Below are 18,450 nucleotides of genomic sequence, written 5' to 3' on the forward strand. Positions count from 1 at the left end.
GATGGCCCCGCGGGTCACCCGGGGTGGGGCGCACGCCACACGGCGCCCGGACATGACCGGGCCGCCCCTATGTACTAGAGTTATCTCGACATCGAGATATCTGCCGAGGCGCACCGCAGCCGCGCGCCGCTTTCGGGTCTGGCGGTAAGGGTTACCTAACTTAGCCTTACCTTAGCGGATCGGCCAAGAGGGCGTGGCGGCAGGATGCGGTGGTACGCGCACATAAATGAAGGAGACTGTCGTGTCGGCGAACAGCTTCGACGCCCGCAGCACACTGCAGGTGGGCGACGAGTCGTACGAGATCTTCCGGCTGGACAAGGTCGAGGGCTCCGCGCGCCTTCCCTACAGCCTGAAGGTGCTGCTGGAGAACCTGCTCCGCACCGAGGACGGCGCGAACATCACCGCCGACCACATCCGCGCCCTCGGCGGCTGGGACTCGCAGGCCCAGCCGTCGCAGGAGATCCAGTTCACGCCGGCCCGCGTGATCATGCAGGACTTCACCGGCGTGCCCTGTGTCGTCGACCTCGCCACCATGCGTGAGGCCGTCAAGGAGCTGGGCGGCGACGCGGCGAAGATCAACCCGCTGGCCCCGGCCGAGCTGGTCATCGACCACTCCGTCATCGCCGACAAGTTCGGCACCAACGACGCGTTCAAGCAGAACGTCGACCTGGAATACGGCCGCAACCGCGAGCGCTACCAGTTCCTGCGCTGGGGCCAGACCGCCTTCGACGAGTTCAAGGTCGTCCCGCCGGGCACCGGCATCGTCCACCAGGTGAACATCGAGCACCTGGCCCGCGTCGTCATGACCCGCGACGGCAAGGCCTACCCGGACACCCTGGTCGGCACCGACTCGCACACCACCATGGTCAACGGCCTCGGCGTCCTCGGCTGGGGCGTCGGCGGCATCGAGGCCGAGGCCGCGATGCTCGGCCAGCCGGTCTCCATGCTGATCCCGCGCGTCGTCGGCTTCAAGCTCACCGGCGAGCTGACCCCCGGCACCACCGCCACCGACCTGGTGCTCACGATCACCGAGATGCTGCGCAAGCACGGCGTCGTCGGCAAGTTCGTCGAGTTCTACGGCGAGGGCGTGGCCGCCACCAGCCTCGCCAACCGCGCCACCATCGGCAACATGTCGCCGGAGTTCGGCTCCACCGCCGCGATCTTCCCGATCGACGACGAGACGCTGAACTACATGCGCCTGACCGGCCGCAGCGACCAGCAGGTCGCCCTCGTCGAGGCGTACGCCAAGGAGCAGGGCCTCTGGCTGGACCCGAAGGCCGAGCCGGACTTCTCCGAGAAGCTGGAGCTGGACCTCTCCACGGTCGTGCCCTCCATCGCCGGCCCGAAGCGCCCGCAGGACCGCATCGTCCTCGCGAACGCCGCCCAGCAGTTCAAGTCGGACGTCCTCAACTACGTGGACGTCGTCGACGAGGCGGGCAAGGAGTCCTTCCCGGCCTCCGACTCCCCGGCCGTCACCCCCAACGGCGCCCCGTCCAACCCGGTCCCGGTGACCGCCCCCGACGGCACGACCTACGAGCTGGACCACGGTGCGGTGACGGTCGCGGCCATCACCTCCTGCACCAACACCTCCAACCCGTACGTCATGGTCGCCGCCGCCCTGGTGGCCAAGAAGGCGGTCGAGAAGGGCCTGACCCGCAAGCCGTGGGTCAAGACCACCCTCGCCCCCGGCTCCAAGGTCGTCACCGACTACTTCGAGAAGGCGGGCCTGACCCCCTACCTCGACAAGGTCGGCTTCAACCTCGTCGGCTACGGCTGCACCACCTGCATCGGCAACTCCGGCCCGCTGCCGGACGAGGTCTCCAAGGCCGTCAACGACCACGACCTCGCCGTCACCTCGGTGCTCTCCGGCAACCGCAACTTCGAGGGCCGGATCAACCCCGACGTCAAGATGAACTACCTGGCGTCCCCGCCGCTGGTCGTCGCCTACGCGCTCGCGGGCTCCATGAAGGTGGACATCACCAAGGACGCCCTGGGCACCGACCAGGACGGCAACCCGGTCTTCCTCAAGGACATCTGGCCCTCCGAGGCCGAGGTCAACGACGTCGTCGCCAACGCCATCGGCGAGGACATGTTCTCCAAGTCCTACAGCGACGTCTTCGCGGGCGACGCTCAGTGGCAGGCGCTGCCGATCCCGACCGGCGACACCTTCGAGTGGGACGGCGAGTCCACCTACGTGCGCAAGCCCCCGTACTTCGAGGGCATGGGCATGGAGCCGGCCCCGGTCGAGGACATCTCCGGCGCCCGGGTGCTCGCCAAGCTCGGCGACTCGGTGACGACGGACCACATCTCGCCCGCCGGTGCGATCAAGGCCGACACCCCGGCCGGCAAGTACCTGACGGAGCACGGCGTCGAGCGCCGCGACTTCAACAGCTACGGCTCGCGCCGCGGCAACCACGAGATCATGATCCGCGGCACCTTCGCCAACATCCGCCTGCGCAACCAGATCGCGCCGGGCACCGAGGGCGGCTACACCCGCGACTTCACCCAGGACGGCGGTCCGGTGGCGTTCATCTACGACGCCTCCCGCAACTACATCGAGCAGAACATCCCGCTCGTCGTCCTGGCCGGCAAGGAGTACGGCTCCGGCTCGTCCCGCGACTGGGCCGCCAAGGGCACCGCGCTCCTCGGCGTCAAGGCCGTCATCGCCGAGTCGTACGAGCGCATCCACCGCTCGAACCTCATCGGCATGGGCGTCCTGCCGCTCCAGTTCCCGGAGGGCCGGACCGCCGAGTCCCTCGGTCTGACCGGCGAGGAGTCCTTCTCGGTCTCCGGCGTGACCGAGCTGAACGACGGCACCACCCCGCGCACGGTGAAGGTCACCACCGACACCGGCGTCGAGTTCGACGCGGTCGTCCGCATCGACACCCCCGGTGAGGCGGACTACTACCGCAACGGCGGCATCCTGCAGTACGTGCTGCGCAGCCTGATCCGCAACTAGCAGCCCGATCCGCCGCCGGCAGCCAGGCGGCGGCGCAGGAAGGTCGAGGGCCGCATCCCCGGTGACGGGGGTGCGGCCCTCGCCGTGTCACGGGGCCGGCACCACGGCAGCCAGCCACTCCAACTGGCGCCGCACGTGCACCGCGTCCCCGCCCTCGTGCCCGTTGAACGGGTACGCGTGGATCTCCTTGCGGGGCTCGGCCCCGGACAGTTCCGCGTACCGGTTGAAGGCGGCGTACGCCCCGCTCGGCGGGCACACCGTGTCGCGCAGACCCACGCCGAAGTGGGCCGGCGCGTGCGCCCGGCGGGCGAAGGAGACGCCCTCCAGGTAGGCGAGGGTGCGGTACGCGGCGCTCTCGGCACCGCGGTGCACCGAGAGGTACGCGGCGATCTCGCCGTAGGGCCCCGCGTCCGTGAGGTCCAGGGCGCGGCGGATACCGCACAGCAGCGGCGCCGAGACCAGTACCGCCGCCAGGTCGGGTACCAGCCCCGCGACGGCCAGCGCGAGTCCGCCGCCCTGGCTGTTGCCGACGGCCGTGACGCGCTCCGCGTCCACGCCGGGCAGCATCCGCACCGCGGCGACCGCGCGGACCGCGTCCGTGATCAGACGGCGGTAGTGGTGGTCGTGCGGGTCGAGCAGTCCCCGTACCGCAGGGCCGGGACCGCCGGGCGCGTCCGCGTGCGGGTCGGGGGTGGCGCCGCCGCAGCCGTACTGGTCGCCCTGGCCCCGGTTGTCCATCAGCAGGTGCGCATACCCGGCGGCCACCCAGGTCAGCCGCTCGTGGGGGAGTCCGCGTCCGCGCCCGTACCCGGCGTACTCGACGACCGCGGGCCGGGGCCGGTCGCCGGTCCCGGCGGGTGTGCTGAACCAGGCGCGCACCGGGTCGCCGCCGAAGCCCCGGAAGGTCACGTCCCAGGTCCGGGCCAGCCGCAGTCCGTTGTCCACCGGGTGCGCCGACACCACGGGGCCGCCGGGCGGTGATCCGGCGAGGGTCTCGCGCCAGAAGGCGTCGAAGTCCTCGGGCTCGTCGGGGGCCGGACGATGGTGCGTCAACTCCGTCGGCGGCAGGTCGAACGCGGGCACGGCGGCACCTCGCAGCGGGTTCGGGGACGACCGGACGATCGGACAACCGATCGTTGCGGCATCGGTCCAGAAAGGTGCGGCCGACCGTAACAGCTCTTCGCGGTTCTTCCCAGAGCGCCGATCACCAGCAGCTCTCTGCCCCACGGTGCGGCCTGAGCTCCACAATCCTGCCGTGTACCTGCCATTGACACCGCTTTCTCCCTACCTCTAAGTTGCCGCGAAGTTACCGGTGTGCGACCGAAACTTTCGGTTGTCCGCGCTCCATGGGGAGGCCTGAAGCATGAGCACCTCCACCACGCCGCCCGGCTGGCGGCGTGCGCTGCGCCGCGACTGGCAGCTGTACTCACTGGCCCTGCTGCCGTTGCTGTTCTTCCTGGTCTTCCGCTATCTGCCGATGATCGGCAACGTGATCGCGTTCCGCCGCTTCGAACCCGGCGGGTCGATCCTGGGGGAGCAGTGGGTCGGGCTGCGCTACGTGGAGATGTTCCTCAGCGACCCCACCTTCTGGCAGGTCTTCCGCAACACCCTCTGGATCGGCGGCCTCACGCTGGTCTTCTGCTTCCCCATCCCCATCGTGCTCGCGCTGCTCCTCAACGAGGTGCGCACCCGGTCGCTCAAACGGTTCGTGCAGTCGGTGTCGTACCTGCCGCACTTCCTGTCGATCGTGATCGTCGCCGGTATCACCCTGCAGATGCTCGCCACCGACGGCCCCGTCAACCACGTGCTCGGCTGGTTCGGCCAGGACCCGGTCCGGTTCATCCAGGAACCCGAGTGGTTCCGCACCATCTACGTGGGCTCGGAGATCTGGCAGACCGCCGGCTGGGGCACCATCCTCTACCTGACCGCGCTCACCACGATCGACGACGACCTCTACGAGGCGGCCCGCATCGACGGCGCGAACCGCTGGCGGCAGATCTGGCACGTCACCCTGCCCGGCATCCGGCCCACCATGATCACGCTGCTGATCCTCAACATCGGCACGTTCCTGGCGGTCGGCTTCGAGAAGATCCTGCTCCTCTACAACCCGCTGACCTACGAGACGGGTGACGTGATCTCCACCTACCTCTACCGCACCGGCGTCGAGTCCAACAGCTTCAGCTACGCCGCCGCCATCGGCCTGTTCGAGGCGGTCATCGGCCTGGTGCTGATCACCTCGGCCAACCTGCTCTCGCGCCGCACGGTGGGGACCAGCCTGTGGTGAGCGTCGACCGGCCCACCCGCGGCTACCGGGTCTTCCAGGGCGTCAACGGGCTGGTCCTCACCGGTGTCGTGGTGGTGACGCTCTACCCCTTCCTCAACATCGTCGCCCGCTCCTTCAGCGGGGAGCGCCAGATCCGGGCCGGCGAGGTGACGCTGTGGCCCGAGGGCTTCAACCTCACCACGTACAAGATCGTGTTCCAGGACGGCACCTTCTGGCGCAACTACGGCAACACCGTCTTCTACACGGTCGTCTCCACCGCCGTCGCCATGGTCCTGACCACGTGTTACGCCTACGTGCTGTCCAAGAAGCACCTCAAGGGGCGCGGAGTCCTCGTCGGCATCGCCGTGTTCACCATGTTCTTCTCCGGCGGACTCATCCCCACCTATGTGCTGATCACCAGCCTCGACCTGAAGAACACCGTGTGGGCGCTGGCCCTCCCGAACGCGATCAGCGTCTTCAACCTGCTGGTGATGAAGGCCTTCTTCGAGAGCCTGCCGGACGAACTGGAGGAGGCCGCCCAGATCGACGGCCTGAACACGTACGGCATCCTGTTCCGGATCGTGCTGCCGCTGTCCAAGGCGGTCGTCGCGACCATGGTGCTGTTCTACTCGGTGTCCTTCTGGAACTCCTGGTTCGGCGCCTTCCTCTACATGGACCGCATCGAACTGATGCCGGTCACGGTCTATCTGCGCAACCTCATCGCGGGCGCCACCGGGGGCACCGCCGCGGGCGCCGGAACCGAGCAGCTCACCCAGGTCGCGGCCAACATCCAGGCCGTCACCATCGTGCTCACCGCCCTGCCCATCCTCTGCGTGTACCCGTTCGTCCAGCGGTACTTCGTGTCGGGCGTGATGCTCGGCGCCGTCAAGGGCTGAGTCCCAGCCACACCGAGGGAGCAACCGTGAAGAACGCAGCACACCTTTCCCGGCGGCAGATCCTGGCCGCCGCGGGCTTCGCCGGCCTCGCCGCGCTCACCGGCTGCGGCAGCGGCGACGACGGCGGGGACGCCAAGGACCTGTCGAAGAAGCGAGACGGCGCGATGAAGGAGTACCGGACCGGCCAGCGGTTCAAGGCCGCGGGACCGCTCACCTTCTCGCTGCTGCACCTCAGCAACCCCAACTACCCGCCGAAGGACGACTGGCTGCTCTGGAAGGAGCTGACCAAGCGCACCGGCGCCACCTTCGAGCGCACCGACGTGCCGCTCAGCGACTACGAGAAGAAGCGCAGCCTGCTCATCGGCGCGGGCGACGCCCCGCTGCTCCTGCCCAAGACCTACCCAGGACAGGAGACCCCGTTCGTGGCGTCGGGCTCCGTCGTGGCCGTCAGTGACCACGTGGAACTGATGCCCAACTTCCGCGACAAGGTGCGCAGATGGAAGCTGACCCCGGAGGTCGACTCCCTGCGCCAGTCCGACGGCAAGTACTACCTGCTGCCCGGCATGCACGAGCGGGCCAAGGCCAACTACTCCCTCGCACTGCGCACCGACGTCCTCGACGAGCTGGGGCTGAGCCTGCCGTCCACCCTGGAGGAGACGGCCGACGTCTTCCGGGCGCTCAAGGCGGAGTACCCCGGCAGCCACCCCTTCTCCGACCGCTGGAACCAGCCCGAGCCGGGCGGCGCCCTCCTTGGCTACATCGGCCAGGCGCACGGCGTCCGGGCCGGCTGGTCGTACCTGAACACCAGCTGGGACGCGAAGGCCGGGCAGTTCGTCTTCACCGGCGCGAGCGACGGCTACCGGCAGATGATCGAGTACCTGCGAGGGCTCGTCGACGAGAAGCTGGTGGACCCCGAGGGCTTCACCCAGAGCGACGACGAGGCGGTCAAGAAGCTGCTCTCCGAGAAGTCCTTCGCGATCAGCGCCAACCCGCAGGAGCTGGTGCAGAACTACCGGTACAACCTCCAACGGCAGGTCGAGGGCGCGACGATCGAGATGATCCCCGTCCCGCTCGGACCGGCGGGCCCCGTGGTGCTCGGCGGCTCCCGCCTGGAGAACGGCATGATGATCTCCAGTGACGCCCTGGACCGCGACGACTTCGTCGCCCTGATGCAGTTCGTGGACTGGCTCTGGTACTCCGACGAGGGCCAGAAGTTCACCAAGTGGGGCGTCGAGGGCGTCACCTACACCGAGTCCGGCGGCCGCTACCGGGTCGCCGACGGCATCAGCCTCATGGGCTCCGCCCCGGACGCCCCCAAGGACCTCCAGAAGGACTACGGCTTCTACAACGGCGTCTTCTCCTACGGCGGCAGCTGGGAACTGGTCTCCTCCGCCTTCAGCCCCGACGAGAAGAAGTTCCAGGAAGTCATGTCGCGGCGCGAGGAACTCCCCGTCGACCCGGCCCACCCGCTCCAGTCCGTGGAGCAGGAACAGGCCACGCTCTGGGACACACCCCTCAAGGACCACGTCCGGCAGAACACCCTCCGCTTCATCCTCGGCAAACGCCCCATGTCGGAGTGGGACGCCTATCTGACCGAGCTGAAGGCCAAGAACATGGACCGGCTGGTCGACGTCCACAACAAGGCACACGAGCGGTTCAGGAAGGAGCAGGGGTGACCGCCCGCGTCCACGTCCCCGCCGACCCGGCCGGCGCCTTCCCCGACGCCTGGCGCAGGTGCGTCGGCACCGGCCGCCTCGACCTCGCCCTGCGCCGCGACCACCAGGACTCCCTCGCCGTGCTCCAGCGCGAGATCGGCTTCCGGTACATCCGCGGCCACGGCCTGTTCAGCGACGGCATGGCCGTCCACCGCCCCTACACCCACCAGGGCACCCGGTACGTCCACCACTCCTTCACCCACGTCGACCAGGTCGTCGACGCCTGGCTGGCCGCTGGAGTCCGCCCCTTCCTCGAACTCGGCTTCATGCCCGGCGGCCTGGCGAGCGGCGAGCAGACGGTCTTCTGGTGGCGCGGCAACGTCACCCCGCCAAGCCACCTCGCCGAGTGGACCGCGCTCGTCCAGGCGACACTCGCCCACCTCGTCGACCGCTACGGCCTCGACGAGGTGCGCACCTGGCCCGTCGAGGTCTGGAACGAGCCCGACCTGCCCGACTTCTGGCAGCACGCGGACCAGGACGCCTACCACCGCCTGTACGAGGCCACCGCGCACGCCGTGAAGGAGGTGGACTCGGGGCTCCGGGTGGGCGGCCCGGCGGTGTCGCCCGGGGCCGGGTCCGACTGGCTGGAGCGGTTCGCCGCCTTCACCGAACGCCGCGACGTCCCCGTCGACTTCGTCTCCCGCCACGCCTACAGCTCCGGGCCCGCCCAGCACGTGCCCTTCGGCGTGCACCAGACGCTCGCCCCGGCCGCCGAGCTGCTCGACCAGTTCGCCGAGCCCCGCCGCACCCTCAAGGGCACCCGGCTCGCGGACGTGCCCGTGCACATCACGGAGTTCAACTCCTCCTACCGGCCCGACAACCCGGTGCACGACACCGCCTTCCACGCCGCCTACCTCGCCCCGGTCCTGGCGGGCGGCGGTGACCTCGTCGACTCCTTCTCGTACTGGACGTTCAGCGACGTCTTCGAGGAGGCCGGCGTCCCCACCGCCCTCTTCCACGGCGGCTTCGGGCTGCTCACCCACCGGCAGATCAGGAAGCCCACCTTCCACCTGTACGCCTTCCTCGCCCGGATGGGCCCCGACCTGCTGACCCGCGGCGACGACCACCTCGTCACCCGGCACCGGGACGGCCGGGTCACCGTCCTGGCCTGGGCGCCCGTCGACCCGACCGGCGCCACACCCGGGCCGCAGGCGCACGCCCTGCGGCTGTCCGTGCCAGTCGGCGCACAGGACGCGGGCGGCGGCCGGGGCGAGGCGTTCGTCCGGCGCCTCACCGTCGACGAGGAGCACGGCAACGCGTACACCGCCTGGCGCCGCATGGGCAGCCCCCGCTCGCCCCGCCCCCACCAGCTCGACGCCCTGCACGAGGCCGCCGAACCCGCCCGCACCCATCGGCGCCTGCCGGTCGAGGACGGCCGCGTGGACCTGCCCCTCACCCTCGCCCGGCACGAGGTCGCCTTCGTCGAACTGAGCCCCGTCGAGGACGAGACCCCCACCTGGTGGGACGAGCGCCGCCTGCTCGGCCGGGACCCGGAGCGTGGCACGGGCCCGGAGCGTGGCACGGGCCCGGAGCAGGGCACGGGCCCGGAGCCGGGCCGGGACCCGGAGTGAGCACCGCGCGCACCGCCGACTTCGGCACCGGCGTCCTCTCCCGCGCCGCCGCCCTGATCCACACCCTGCTCACCGTCGAGGCCCTGCTGCTCCTCGCCTCGGCACCCGGCCTCGCCGCTCTCTTCCTGCTCGCCCCCGACCCCGCCAACCTCCCCCTGGCCGCCCTGTGCCTGCTGCCCCTCGGGCCCGCCCTGTCCGCCGCCGTGTACGCCCTGCACCACCGCAGCGCCGACCTCACCGAACTCCACCCGGCCCGCGCCTACGCACGCGGCTGGCGGCTGGGCGCCCTCCCGGCGCTGAAGCTGTGGGCGCCCCTGCTGGCCTGGCTCACCGTCATCGCCTTCACGCTCACCCACTTCGCCGCCACCGGCCTGCCCGGCTGGTGGGCGGTGCTCCTCGCGCTGGTCGGCGCCGGATCCCTCCTGTGGGGCGCGCACGCCCTCGTCCTGACCTCCCTGTTCACCTTCCGCACCCGCGACACCGCCCGCCTCGCCGCGTACTTCCTGCTCCGGCACGGCCGCGCCACCCTCGGCGCCGCCTCCCTGCTGCTCCTGACCGCCGCCCTGACCGCCCTGCTGACCGAGGCCCTGCCGGCCCTGCTGGCCGCACCCCTGCTGCTCTCCCTGCTGTACAGCAGCCGACCGGTGATCGACGAGACGCGGGAGGAGTTCACGGCCTGACCGTCGGGTGAGGCGGGCAACGAGTGTCGCCGTTAGTTCTTCTGCAGGACGCGGGTGACACCCGCGACGACCGCGGTCGTCAGTATCCAGCCGAAGGCGATCAGCAGGTAGGCCAGCCACTGGAGGCCGCCGTCCGGCCAGTACCAGGCCGTGCGCTGACCCAGGCCGCCGATGGGGATCAGGAGGTCGAGGGTGTAGACGAGGGGCTGGAACGGGGCGCCTTCGCCCTGTTTGACCGACTCGGGGGAGTGAGCGCCGAAGGACAGTGTGCCCAGCAAGGTCAGTGCGAGGAGCCAGACGCCGGCCAGCCAGGGGCGGTAGCCGTAGCCGACGGTCGCGTCGAGCAGGTGGCCCCAGACGCGCGCGGCCCGGGGCAGCGTCCGACGCCGATGGCGCTGTCTGGCCAGGAGGACGCGGCGGGCGTCGTCGTCGTGACCGGCCTTCCGGTACCAGCTCGCCAACTGCTCGTAGGGCTGGGGGTTGTAGCCGGGGCTGCGGCGAATCCAGGCCACCCGGTGGGCCACGGAGTCCCGCCGCCCCAGCGCCTCCCTTCGCTCGCCGGCCTCGTCCACCTTGACGGAGCCGTAGACGAAGCCGTCCAGCTCCACCACGTCCGGCCAGCTGTGCTCGCCGTCGTGGAGGCTGGACACCTGTGCGCCCCGCAGATCCACGGTGCCGGACGGGGGCCGGGCGAGGGTGAGGCCGAAATCGGCAGCCTGCATCAAGGGGGCGACCAGGGACGGGCCGCTGCCGTCGCGCGGCCCGTTCAGGACGGCGCCCGCGAAGGTCAGGTTGTCCGAGACCCGGGCACCCCGCAGCCGGACCGTCCCGTTCGCGACGAACCCGTCGGAGAAGTCGAACGTCGAGCCCACGGCGTTGTCCAGGGCGAGAGCCACCCCGGTCGGGCCGGGGCTCAGCAGCCGGGCCCCTTGCATGAACAGTCCGCCCGGCAACTGCGCCCCCGGCAGCCGTACTTCCCCCCGCACGACGAACCCGCCGCGGCAGGTCAGGCCCCCTTCCATGACCAGGCCGCCGGCCGCCACGGCCCACCCCCCGGGCGCGCTGATCCCGGCCCCGTCGAGGAGCAGTCCGCCGGTCACCCGGGCGTCGCTCAGGGAAAGGGCGGTGCTCACCTGGTTGAAGGGCGAGGAAGCGAGCCGTGTCACCACGGAGCGCCGCAGGTCGAGCGTGCCCTCGACGGCGGCCGAATAGGCTTCGACGCCCGGTACGCGGCTGCCCGTGATCACCAGTGTGCGTGTCGACGCCCCGAGCAGGTCCACCGACTCCTCGAACCAGCAGTCCTCGAGCCAGAGGGCGTGAGCGACCTGCGCGCCGGCCAGGTCGAGGCGTCCGGTCAACCGCGCCCCGGCCAGCCTGAGACCCGCGACGGCACCTGGCTGTGCGGCGTTCGCGCCCAGCAGGAGCGCCACGACCACGGCGGCCCGGACCGTCCGCCCGGGGCCCCACCGGCCGCCCTCGGCGACACGGTCGTCCGCGGCCGCGCCCGTGCGCAGGTCCACACGGCGCCCCTGCGGGAACGCGTCCCACAACGCGCGCTCCGGCGAGGTCAACTCGTCGTATGAGAACACTCGTGCAGCCTAGTGAGGGAGCGTCACCGGCATCGGCCGCTCGTGGCCCTGGCCCCCGCCGTCAGTGGATCGTCCGCCCCCGCTCGTCCGGCACCCCCGACTTGCGCAGGAAGTAGCTGTTGATCTGGTCGCGCCACTCCCGGGCGGACCGCACCTGCTCCTCGTACCGCTCCGCCACCCGGGCGTGCCGGGCGGGCTCGACCAGGTCCGCGAGGGACGCCCACACCCCGCGGGCCTCCTCGGCGTCCTCGACGCCCTCGAAGTGGGTGTCGTAGATGTGCTGGATCACGGTCTTCCCGCTGTGCAGCACATGTCCGTAGGGCACGTGGTGGAAGAACAGCAGCAGTTCGTCGGGGCAGGTCCTGGGCGAATCGAACAGCTCCGCCCAGGGACCGGCGTACTGCGCCGCGTACCCGGTGCCGGTGGCGGCGCTGCGGTCCACGCCCACGCCGTCGCGGTCGGCGAAGTGGTAGGTGCCCCAGGGGCTGTACTCGTAGCCGTCCACGCTCGGCCCGTAGTGGTGGCCGGGCTGCACCATGAAGCCGACGCCGAGCGGGGCGGTGTACTTCTCGTACGTGGCCCAGGAGCCGTCCAGGACGGCGTGCAGGCCCTCGTACAGGCGCCGCCCGGCTCCCGGATGGGTCAGCGCGATCCACTCGTCCAGGACCGCGCGCGGGTCCGCCGCCGGGGCCCAGGCGAGCCGCCCGAAGGTGTACAGGTTGGCCTGGGCGAGCGGGTGGCCGGTCCAGAACGGGTCGTCGCCCACGTTGGACACCGCCACCAGCCCGTCCGCCAGCCGCCCCACGCCCGTCTCGCCGTCCGGACGGAAGCGCAGCACCTCGCTCCACATCGGGCCCAGCCAGCACGCGTGCCGCTGCTGCCCCGTGTACTCCTGCGTGGCCTGCACCTCCACCGCGAGCCGGGTGCCCGGCATCGCGCCGATCAGCGGCGACACCGGCTCGCGCACCTGGAAGTCCATCGGGCCGTGCTTGACCTGGAGCACCGCGTTCGCGGCGAAGTCGCCGTCCAGCGGCACGAAGTGGTCGTACGCGGCCCGGGCACGGTCCGTCGACCGGTCCCGCCAGTCCTGGCGGTGGTCGTAGACGAAGGCCCGCCAGTGCACGGTGCCGCCGTACGGGGCGAGCGCGGCGGCCAGCACGTTGGCGCCGTCCGCGTGCGTGCGGCCGTACGCGAACGGGCCGGGCCGGCCCTCCGAGTCGGCCTTCACCACGTACCCGCCGAAGTCGGGGACCGCCTCGTACACCCGCGCCGTCGTCCCGGCCCACCAGTCCCGCACCCCGGCGTCCAGCGGGTCGGCGGTGGGCAGCGCGCCGAGGCCGACCGGCGCGTCGAAGCTCACCGACAGGTGCGTGCGTACGCCGTAGGGCCTGAGCGCGCCCGCGATCGCGGCGACCTCGTCGATCCGGTCGGTGAGCAGGTGCGCCTCGGTCTCGTGGACGTTGACGTTGTTGACGCAGACCGCGTTGATCCCGCAGGCCGCGAGCAGCCTGCCGTACGCCCGCACCCGGTCCAGGCCGTCGCGGGCCCGGCCGTCGGCCCAGAAAAGCGAGCCGCCCGCGTAGCCCCGCTCGACCTGGCCCATCACCGGATGCACGGCCACGTTGTCCCAGTGGTCCAGCATCCGCAGCGCGAGCGCCGGGCGGTGCTCCTCGCGGGCGGGTCCGCCCCGGAACGCCGCCTCGCCGAGCCGCACGACGTGGAACAGGCCGTAGAGCAGCCCGCGCCCGCCGGAGGCCGTGACGGTGGTCCGGCCGTCCTCCCGGACGTACTCGAAGCCCTCGTCGCCGGAGTCGGTGCCGTCCGCGCCCCCGACCGTCAGCTCCAGCACGAGTTCGGCCGGGGCGCCGTCGCCCACGAGCGCGCCCCCGAACCGCTCGCAGGCCGCCGCCACCTCACCGCGCACGGTGTCCACGAGCGGCCCGGCCCCGGGCACGCGCACGCGCCGGGTGCCGATCGCACGGAAGGCGGAGTCCGGCAGCCAGGCCGGGTCGATGGAGGCGTCCATGCCGTCAGGCGACCGCCCCGCCGGTGCCGCGCGCCGCAGCGATGTAGTCGGACCGGCCGGAGCCGTCGTAGACCGTGATGTCCACGTACGCGCCGTCCGGGATGTCGAAGTTCTTGACCGTCGTGTCCACGGTGGCAGAGGTGCCCGGCGCCGAGAAGGTGCCCAGGTCGTGGTAGGAACCGCCGGACGAGTAGCCGACGGCCACGTAGAACCCGTCGCCGTCGTTCTTGGTGTCGTACACCCAGAGCTTCTCGCCGTCGGGGTGGAACTCGACCTTGCCGATGAACCAGCCCGCGTCGTTCAGCTCCATCTTGACGGCCGTGCCGCCCGCGTCGTGCGCGAAGTAGGTGCCGTCGAACGGGTCGCCGAGCGTGCCGCCGCTGCACGGGCAGGTGTCGGTGTCGCGGTAGTACGTGGAGACGCTGGGGTCCGGGTCGTAGGCCTGGGCCGGGGCGGCGGTCGCGAACAGGGCCCCCGCCGTCAGCAGTGCGCCCGCGACCAGTCCGGTGACGCGTGTGCCGATGGAAGTCCGCATGTGTTCCCCCTGACGATGCGTGACGCGCCCCGGCGGCCGCCGACGGCGCCCGGTCATTTTGGTGCATGCGCCGGCGCAGGGGAATGGGGCGGCACAGGACAGCGGCGGGTTCCGGCCGGAGCCGGAACCCGCCGCCCGTCCGTCAGTGGTGCGGGTCGCCTACGCCAGCAGTTCCACCTCCGCCAGCGTGTGCGCGCCGTCCAGAACCAGGCGGTACTTGGCGTACGAGCCCGGCGACTTCACCGAGAACGCGCGCGTCTGCCGGTCCCAGGCGAAGGACTCGCCGGAGCGCTCGTCCAGCGTCTTCCAGGTGGTGCCGTCGGCCGAGCCCTGGAGCTTCCAGCCGGTCGGGGCCTTGGTGCGGTCCGCCGACGAGGTGAGCGTGTACTGGACCGCCTTGGCGCCCTCGCCGGACACGGGCAGGTCCACCGAGGTCACGCTCGCGTCCGTCGCCGAGGTGTTGTCGAACAGCGGGCCCTGGCCCGTGACGGCGTCGGTGCGCGGGGTCGGCACCTCGTCGTCCTTGGTGATCGACGGCGGCGCCGCGTTGTCGCCCGTGCCCCACGAGGAGGGCTTCGCGCCCATGTCGAACTCCAGGACGCCGCCCTTCGCGATCAGCGAGTGCGGGAGCGAAGTGGAGTTCCAGCGCTTGCCGTTGACCTTCAGGCCCTGCACGTAGACGTTCTTGGTGCTGTTCTTCGGCGCCTTGACGACCAGCTCGCGGCCGTTCTCCAGGTGCACCGTGGCCTTCTTGAACAGCGGGGACCCGATGGCGTACTCGCCGCTGCCCATCACCAGGGGGTAGAAGCCGAGCGAGGAGAAGAGGAACCAGGCCGACTGCTCGCCGTTGTCCTCGTCGCCGTGGTAGCCCTGCCCGATGTCGCTGCCGGTGTACAGCCGCTGGAGCACCTCGCGGATGTTCTTCTGCGTCTTGTACGGCTGCCCGGCCGCGTCGTACATGTACAGGGCGTGGTGGGCGACCTGGTTGGAGTGCCCGTACATGCCCATGCGGACGTCGCGCGCCTCGACCATCTCGTGGATGACGCCGCCGTAGGAGCCCTTCAGGTCCGGGGAGGCCGTCTCCGGGGTGGAGAGGTACTCGTCGAGCTTGTCGCCGAGGCCGTCCCGGCCGCCGTACAGGTTGGCCAGGCCCCGGCTGTCCTGCGGGGCGGTGAAGGCGTAGCCCCAGCCGTTGGTCTCCGTGTAGTCGTAGCCCCACACCCGCGGGTCGTACTTCTCGGAGTCCACGCGCCAGTTGCCCTTGACGTCCTTGCCCTGGAAGAAGCCGGCCTTCGCGTCGAAGAGGTTGACGTAGTCCTGGGCGCGGTTGAGGAAGTACGCGGACTCGTCCTTGTACCGCTTCTCGCCGGTCTCCTTGTAGAGCTTCTCGCCCATCTTCGCGATGCCGTAGTCGTTGAGGTAGCCCTCCAGCGACCACGACAGGCCCTCGTGCGTCTCGGTACCGGCGTAGCCGAGGAACGGCGAGGTCGCCATGCCCTTGCGGCCCACGCCCGAGGACGGCGGTACCACGGTGGCGTTCTTGACCGCCGCGTCGTACGCCGCCTTCGCGTCGAAGTCGACGCCCTTGACGTAGGCGTCGGCGAACGCCACGTCGGAGGAGGTGCCGGTCATCAGGTCCGCGTAGCCGGGGGAGGACCAGCGAGAGGTCCAGCCGCCGTCCTTGTACTGCTGCACGAAGCCGTCGACCAGCTCACCGGCCTGGGACGGGGTGAGGAAGGAGTACGCGGGCCAGGCGGTCCGGTACGTGTCCCAGAAGCCGTTGTTGACGTAGACCTTGCCGTCCACGATCTTGGCGCCGGTCTCGGTCGGCGTGTTCTCCTTGACCGCCTTGGAGAACGGGGAGGCGTACTTGTACGTCCCGTCGACCTTCTCGTGGCCCGCGTTCGGGTACAGGTACAGCCGGTAGAGGCCGGAGTACAGCGTGGTCAGCTGGTCCTGCGTGGCGCCCTCGACCTCGACCTTGCCGAGGATCTTGTCCCACTGCTTCTGGGCGTCGCGCTTGACCTTGTCGAAGGAGGCGCGCTTCGGGATCTCCTGGCGCAGGTTGTCCTTCGCCTGGTCGACGCTGATCAGCGAGGTGGCGATGCGCAGCGTCACGGCGTGGTCCCGGCCCGCGTCGAAGCGCAGGTGGCCCTTGACGCCGCTGGAGTCGCCGCCGGTGACCTTGCTGTCGAACTCGCCGTAGACGAAGAGGCGGGTGGCACCGGCGGAGCCGCCGGACTTGACGTCCGAGTAGCCGGTGAAGGTGCCGTTCTCCTTGTCCAGGGTCAGACCGGCGTTGTCCTCGACGTTGTCGAAGATCACGCTCGCGTCGTCACCGGGGTAGGTGAAGCGCATCATCGCCGCGTGGTCGGTCGGCGTCATCTCTGCCTTGACGCCGTTCTCGAACCGCACGCCGTAGTAGTACGGCCTGGCCGTCTCGTTCTCGTGCCGGAAGGCCAGTTCGCGGGCGTCCCGGCCGGTGTCCGGGGTGCCGGAGGCGGCCGAGGGCATCACCTGGAAGGTCTGCCGGTCGCCCATCCAGGGGCTCGGCTCGTGGCTCGCGGAGAACGCCTGCACCGTGGGCAGGTTGTCGTCGTTGTTGCCGCTGGCGTACTCGTAGATCCAGCTGAGCGAACCGGCGTTGGTCACCGGCGTCCAGAAGTTGAAGCCGTGCGGCACGGCGGTCGCGGGGAAGTTGTTGCCCCGCGAGAAGCTGCCGCTGGAGTTGGTGCCGCGGGTGGTGAGCGCGTAGTCGGACAGGTGGGCCTTGGGACGCTCGGGCTTGGCCCGCTCGATCTCCACGTCGTCCAGCCAGCCGCGGAACTTCGCCGGGCCCTTGGGGGAGTCGTAGGCGATCAGGATCCGGTCGACGGTCTTGCCGGCCGCGACCGAACCGATCCCGGACTGCACGCTGTTCCACTGGTTCACGTAGAGGATCTTGGCGTCGCCCTGACCGCGCGGCGTCAGCGGGAACCCGTGCTGGTCGGTGGCCTTGAGCTCGCTCAGGTAGGTGCCGTCGGTGAAGGCGAGGTCGACCGAGACGTTCGTGGCGTCGTAGTCGAGGTCGCCGTCGGCCATCGACGGGAAGATCTTGTACGACAACTCGCTGCGCCGGTCGACCTTGACGTTCACGTCGAAGACCTTGTTGTACGAGTAGCCCCGGCCGTCCGCGGTGTGCCGGCCCGCGTAGCGCAGCGCGTGCTTGCCGGTGAACCCGGCGTTCGCCTTCGCGGTCGGCGAGCCCACCGGGCCCTCGTCGACGAAGGAGAGCATGTCCTCGGGCGTGGGGACCTCGGTGTCGCTGGTGGCCAGCTGCACGTCGGCGAGCTGGAGCGCGTCACCGGCCCCGTTGTTCTTGGTGATCTCCAGCCGGAAGTGCTGGAACTCGGCGGTCTCGGCGAGTTCGTAGGTCTTGGTCTGGAACCGCTCGCCGAAGTGCTCCCCGGCGCGGGTGTCCAGCGTCTGCCAGGTCTCGCCGTCCGCCGAGCCCTTCAGCGTCCAGTCCAGCGGGTCGCGTTCGTCGTGGTCGTTGGCCGAGGTGAGCGCGTACTTGGCGATCTTCGTCGGCGCGTCGAGGTCGAACTCGACCCAGCCGGTCGGCGCGAAGGTGAGCCACTTGGTGGCCGGCTCGTTGTCGACGAGGTTCTCCTTCACCTCCCGGCCGCCCGTGTTCTCGGCGCTCGCGCGCACGCCGGTGACGTTCTCGGTGACGTTGCCGGGTATGCCGGTGCTGTACCCGCCGTCCACACCGGAGGCCCGCTTGCCGCCGTCCGCGCCGGTCTCCACGGTGTCGGTCCAGTCCGGAGCCGGGTCGTCGGCCTCGAAGGACGACGCGAACTCCCGGTCGGCCTTGGCGGGCGCGCCCGGCAGTGCGACCGCCGCCCCCTGGGAACCCACCGCCAAGGCGAAGGCGGTCGTCATGACGACCGCCGGACCCCATCTGTGCCGAACTCTGTACTGCATGTCCTGGCCACCCTCCCTGCGCGTGGGACAACGTTGTCAAATCAACTGCGCAAGGACCAGTAGGGGTCAAGTGGCATGTGATGTCAAGGGTGTTGGATGTGGCGTTCGGGGCTTATGGCAGGGATTCCTCCGGCATGCGGTGCACAGGCCACTCATATTTCCGGGAGGTCTCAACTCGGAAAAGACGTACCGTGAACCTTGCATTCGATCTTGCTCCGCCAAGTGAAAGTGGACTATACCTGTCGGCACT

General features: G+C 70.4%; 11 protein-coding genes. 6 read left to right on the plus strand and 5 right to left on the minus strand.

From position 1 onward, the window contains the following. The first annotated feature begins 241 nt into the window (after positions 1 to 241). Positions 242 to 2,959: an aconitate hydratase AcnA gene (gene acnA / locus ACFYZ3_RS17765; protein ID WP_388518208.1), complete on the plus strand. Its 2,718-nt coding sequence runs from the start codon at positions 242 to 244 to the stop codon at positions 2,957 to 2,959. An 87-nt stretch (positions 2,960 to 3,046) separates the two neighbouring features. Here the strand turns inward: acnA and ACFYZ3_RS17770 are convergent, their stop codons facing one another. Then, a complete protein-coding gene (locus tag ACFYZ3_RS17770) occupies positions 3,047 to 4,042 on the minus strand; it encodes an acetylxylan esterase (protein WP_388518211.1) in 996 nt (331 codons plus the stop codon). Between the two features lie 280 nt (positions 4,043 to 4,322). Between ACFYZ3_RS17770 and ACFYZ3_RS17775 the strand changes: the two genes are divergently transcribed. The 5 genes from ACFYZ3_RS17775 to ACFYZ3_RS17795 are packed head-to-tail and all read left to right on the plus strand — an operon-like array spanning position 4,323 to position 10,084. Beyond that, complete coding sequence (locus tag ACFYZ3_RS17775; protein WP_388518214.1) at positions 4,323 to 5,243, plus strand: ABC transporter permease; 921 nt, start codon at positions 4,323 to 4,325, stop codon at positions 5,241 to 5,243. Beyond that, positions 5,237 to 6,118: a carbohydrate ABC transporter permease gene (locus ACFYZ3_RS17780; RefSeq protein WP_388518217.1), complete on the plus strand. Its 882-nt coding sequence runs from the start codon at positions 5,237 to 5,239 to the stop codon at positions 6,116 to 6,118. The genes ACFYZ3_RS17775 and ACFYZ3_RS17780 overlap by 7 nt, the downstream gene beginning before the upstream one ends. A 26-nt stretch (positions 6,119 to 6,144) precedes the next feature. Then, the gene (locus tag ACFYZ3_RS17785) at positions 6,145 to 7,794 is read left to right on the plus strand and encodes an extracellular solute-binding protein (protein ID WP_388518220.1); all 1,650 of its coding nucleotides are present in this window, start codon (positions 6,145 to 6,147) and stop codon (positions 7,792 to 7,794) included. Beyond that, entirely contained in the window at positions 7,791 to 9,404 is a 1,614-nt protein-coding gene (locus tag ACFYZ3_RS17790; protein ID WP_388518222.1) for a xylan 1,4-beta-xylosidase, read from the plus strand. Before ACFYZ3_RS17785 ends, ACFYZ3_RS17790 begins: the two co-directional genes overlap by 4 nt. Then, on the plus strand, positions 9,401 to 10,084 hold the full coding sequence (locus tag ACFYZ3_RS17795; protein WP_388518225.1) for a hypothetical protein: 684 nt from the start codon (positions 9,401 to 9,403) through the stop codon (positions 10,082 to 10,084). Before ACFYZ3_RS17790 ends, ACFYZ3_RS17795 begins: the two co-directional genes overlap by 4 nt. A 32-nt stretch (positions 10,085 to 10,116) precedes the next feature. Here ACFYZ3_RS17795 and ACFYZ3_RS17800 read toward each other — a convergent pair whose 3' ends face one another. From ACFYZ3_RS17800 to ACFYZ3_RS17815, 4 genes are all read right to left on the minus strand, one after another. Next, positions 10,117 to 11,673 (minus strand): oxidoreductase, encoded by a 1,557-nt coding sequence (locus ACFYZ3_RS17800; RefSeq protein WP_388518227.1) that lies wholly within the window; start codon positions 11,671 to 11,673, stop codon positions 10,117 to 10,119. 61 nt (positions 11,674 to 11,734) lie between these two features. Continuing rightward, on the minus strand, positions 11,735 to 13,699 hold the full coding sequence (locus ACFYZ3_RS17805; RefSeq protein ID WP_388518230.1) for an alpha-glucuronidase: 1,965 nt from the start codon (positions 13,697 to 13,699) through the stop codon (positions 11,735 to 11,737). A 4-nt stretch (positions 13,700 to 13,703) separates the two neighbouring features. Beyond that, on the minus strand, positions 13,704 to 14,234 hold the full coding sequence (locus ACFYZ3_RS17810; protein WP_388518233.1) for a hypothetical protein: 531 nt from the start codon (positions 14,232 to 14,234) through the stop codon (positions 13,704 to 13,706). Between the two features lie 159 nt (positions 14,235 to 14,393). Then, positions 14,394 to 18,200 carry a GH92 family glycosyl hydrolase gene (locus tag ACFYZ3_RS17815; protein ID WP_388518236.1) on the minus strand — a complete coding sequence of 1,269 codons (3,807 nt, stop codon included), beginning with the start codon at positions 18,198 to 18,200 and terminating at the stop codon, positions 14,394 to 14,396. Between the last annotated feature and the right edge of the window lie 250 nt (positions 18,201 to 18,450).

Origin of the sequence: Streptomyces sp. NPDC001599 (genome assembly GCF_042893535.1) — a bacterium.
Lineage (GTDB): Bacteria > Actinomycetota > Actinomycetes > Streptomycetales > Streptomycetaceae > Streptomyces.